The sequence below is a fragment of the Pseudonocardia sp. N23 genome, from assembly GCF_002583555.1.
In the GTDB taxonomy this organism is placed as follows: domain Bacteria; phylum Actinomycetota; class Actinomycetes; order Mycobacteriales; family Pseudonocardiaceae; genus Pseudonocardia.
Window position 1 is genome coordinate 1 of sequence record NZ_BEGX01000152.1, and the last position, 3,276, is coordinate 3,276.

The 3,276-nt window shown below is 67.3% G+C and carries 2 protein-coding genes and 1 pseudogene; 1 reads left to right on the top strand and 2 read right to left on the bottom strand.

Annotation, left to right across the window (positions count from 1 at the left end; all coding sequences use genetic code 11):
- Window positions 1-1,129: 1,129 nt before the first annotated feature.
- Window positions 1,130-2,503 (top strand): LytTR family transcriptional regulator DNA-binding domain-containing protein, encoded by a 1,374-nt coding sequence (locus TOK_RS30410; protein ID WP_253258756.1) that lies wholly within the window; start codon window positions 1,130-1,132, stop codon window positions 2,501-2,503.
- Here TOK_RS30410 and TOK_RS35605 read toward each other — a convergent pair whose 3' ends face one another.
- Together TOK_RS35605 and TOK_RS35610 are read right to left on the bottom strand one after the other, a co-directional pair.
- Entirely contained in the window at window positions 2,504-2,767 is a 264-nt protein-coding gene (locus TOK_RS35605) for a hypothetical protein (protein ID WP_374754949.1), read from the bottom strand.
- Between the two features lie 178 nt (window positions 2,768-2,945).
- A pseudogene (locus TOK_RS35610) lies at window positions 2,946-3,128 on the bottom strand (hypothetical protein); the annotation flags it as partial.
- Window positions 3,129-3,276: the final 148 nt, after the last annotated feature.

The window sequence follows — 3,276 nt, forward strand, 5'->3', positions numbered from 1 at the left end:
ACACCTCAGCACATGCGAAAACGCAATCCCCCGATACGCGCACCGGATAACCACCGGCGCGAGCGATGGTGCGAATCCTTGGACCTGGACCTCGGCCAGGCCCTGGCCAATGCCCGCGACCCAGAAGCGATCCTGGGCGTCGCCCGACAAAAGCGGCCCGCCCCGGGCCCGGCTGGCTCGATGACGAGGGCCGTCGTCGAGCCCTCTGTGCGGTAGCCGAGGACGACGAGCTCGCCGAGAAGTTGACCGCCGGTGCGACGCGCTGCTGTCCGTCGAACGCTCGCTGGAACGGCCTGTCAACGGCCCCCCTCGGCAAAGCACGGTGCCCCACTCGCGCACTCCTGCCGTCAGGAGAGGATCAGTCGATGGGGGTCGTCGAGGCAGAACACACGGTTGAATCGGCCGGCTCCGACGTGGCGTGCGCGGCTGCAGACCATGGTCGGGGGCCGAGCCCTCGCTCCTCCGACGCCAGAGGTCCCACCGGGTGAGCTGCGCAACCCAGCTACGTGAGCACCTCCCCAAAGCGTGACGATCCGGCAGCCGAACTGAGCTCTGTCGGAAAGCTCGACGCTCGTCAACTCCAGGACTCCTGGCCTCCAGACCCGACCTCGGACTCAGGAGTCAGGACCGCGATCAGGGGGTCCCTTCTCGTGGGCGACGGACGACTGCTCTCCATCGCTGTCCAATCCCTTGACATCACCCGGGGCCTACCGCGGCCCTGAGGTCCCGGTCCGCGCGGTCAAGGAGAAGCCGCTCCCCCGGCATCTGGGGCGTGAAGCGGCATGTGGGCAGCCAGATCGACGAGCCACATCGTCGGCGCGGCCAACCGCGGATCGTCGGCGAACTCACGCGTGGCTGCACCTACCCCGTCGTGCCCGTCGAAGCGCACATCCAGCGTGCTCACCCCGCCGCGGGACCGACTCACGACGTGAGGGCATTGCGGCACGCACACTCTCCTGACTACAGTGGCGCGTCTCACATAAGCGGCATGGAAAATACCGGTTCAACCTGACAGCTCCGTCGCCAAGGGTGTGTCTCGGAGGAGGTCGCGATGACCAGAAGAGTCCCGCCATTGGTGATGGCACCGAGCCGGCCGAGCGGACGTGACCGCACGCCTCAGAGATCTCTGATGACCACGTCATCGGCCAAAGAGGTCGCTCGCGCCTGGGAGGATTTCGCCGCAGGCGAGAACATCGAGACGGGTGTGCGGCCGGAGATCCTGGCGTCGTGGTACCGATGTCGAGATCGGTACGCCGTCGACCACACGCTCGACATCGCACCGGGGGCGCGGACCGACGAGGCCTGGCGGGTCAGCAACGACGTCATTTTCACCCAGCTCGGCGGGCTGGGCGCGCTGGCCGGCCAGGAGGTCGAACGTGACGGCGCCGTCGTCACCGTGACGGACGGGGATGGGCGCGTCCTCGGCGCCTGGGGCGATCCGTCCGCGCAGCGGCGCGCTGCGCTGCACAACCTCGCGCCGTGGTCGTCCTGGTCGGAGGAATGCACCGGCACGAACGGAATGGGTACGTCCCTGGAGATGTCCGGTCCGGTGACCGTCACGGGCCCGGAACACTGGTGCCAAGCGTTCCACCAGTGGGCGTGCGCAGGCATCTCCATCCGGGACGTGGTCACCGGCGCGCCGGTCGCGTCGATCAACATTTCGCGGTGGAACGCGTCGCTGCCCAAGCTCGTGACGCCATGGCTGACCAAGGCAGTTGCCTGCGTGGAACAGGAGATCTACCACCGCGCAATCTACGAAGCCGACACGGTGATCGCCGAGTTCAGCACGATGCGCGAGCAGGTCCGTGGCGCGTTCATGGCGATGGACCGCGGCGGCAACGTGATCGCTGCGAATGACGCAGCGGTCGTGATGCTCGGCCTGACGGGCGAAACCCCCATCATCGCAGGTGTGACCGAACCGGCTGAGCGCTGGATTCCGGACATCGCCGGGCTGCCGGAAGTGATGCTATGGGCCAGGGAGCGCGCCCAGGGAAACGCGGAGTGGAGTGGCTACGCACGCCTACCGGTGTGTCCCGGTGAAGAGGCCGTCCCGCTGACGATGCGGCCCGTCGTCGACGCGAACCGTGTGATGGGGATGCTGTGCGAATTCGGGATGCAGGAGGGCGAAGCCTACGAGCCGGACGACGTCAAAGCGGTCGGGCCGCTGCCTCGGTGCATCATCGGGCTACGCGACGATCGGCTGGTTCTGCTGGCGCCGTCAGAGATCCGCTACGCCGAGGCGGACCGAAATATCGTCTGGCTGGTCACGGAGCGCGGCCGGATCCAGGCTGCGACCCGCGGCATGGACAACGTCGAGCGATCCCTGGCACCTTACGGAATTCGTCGGGTGCACCGGCGATACCTGGTCAATCTTCGCCGCGTTGCCGAGATCGAGCGGGGCATCAGAGGCGAGCTGTTTCTGATCACTGACTCGCGGGCTCACGAGCTCGTGCCCGTCTCTCGACGCCACGCGCCGGATCTGCGGCGCATGCTCGGTGTCTGATCAGGCCGATCGCTCGGGACGCGCTTCCACCTGCCGATGTAGCCTAGCCACCGCCTGCGCCGGATCCGTCGCCGAGTAGACGGCCGAACCGGCGACGAAGCAGTCGACGCCGGCCTCGGCCGCCTGCTCGATGGTGTCGGCGTTGATGCCTCCGTCGAGCTCCAGCAGCAAGTTCAGATGCCCGGTCTCGACCAGCGACCGGGCTGGCCGCACCTTGTCCAGGACCTCGGCAATGAACAACTGGCCGCCGAAGCCTGGTTCCACAGACATCACCAGGAGGGGTCGTCATGCTCGAGCACGTCGAGGTAGGGCTCGAGCGGCGTGCCGGGCTTGAGCGCCAGCCGTGCCTTCGCGCCCGCGGTGCGGAGATCTTCGCGAGCATGACCGGATCCTCGGCGGCCTCGACGTGCACCGTGACGTTGTGGCAGCCGGCCTCCGCATGCCGATCGCCCGATGCACCGGCCTGTCGATCATGAGATGACATTCCAGTGGCAGGTCGGTGGCAGCCAGTAGCGCCGTCACGACCGGAAGGGCCCAGCGTCAGGTTCGGGACGAAATGTGCGTCCATGACGTCCACGTGCAGCCAGTCCGCGCCTCTGCCGGACGCCCCGCGCACAGCGGCCACTTCGTCGAGCCGGGCGAAGTCGGCGGAATGGATTTACAGCGCAATCAACGGCTGACGTGGCACGCCTCGCAGCGTAAGACGGGTGGGCCCCTACGTGGTTATCCGGTGCGCGTATCGGGGGATTGCGTTTTCGCATGTGCTGAGGTGT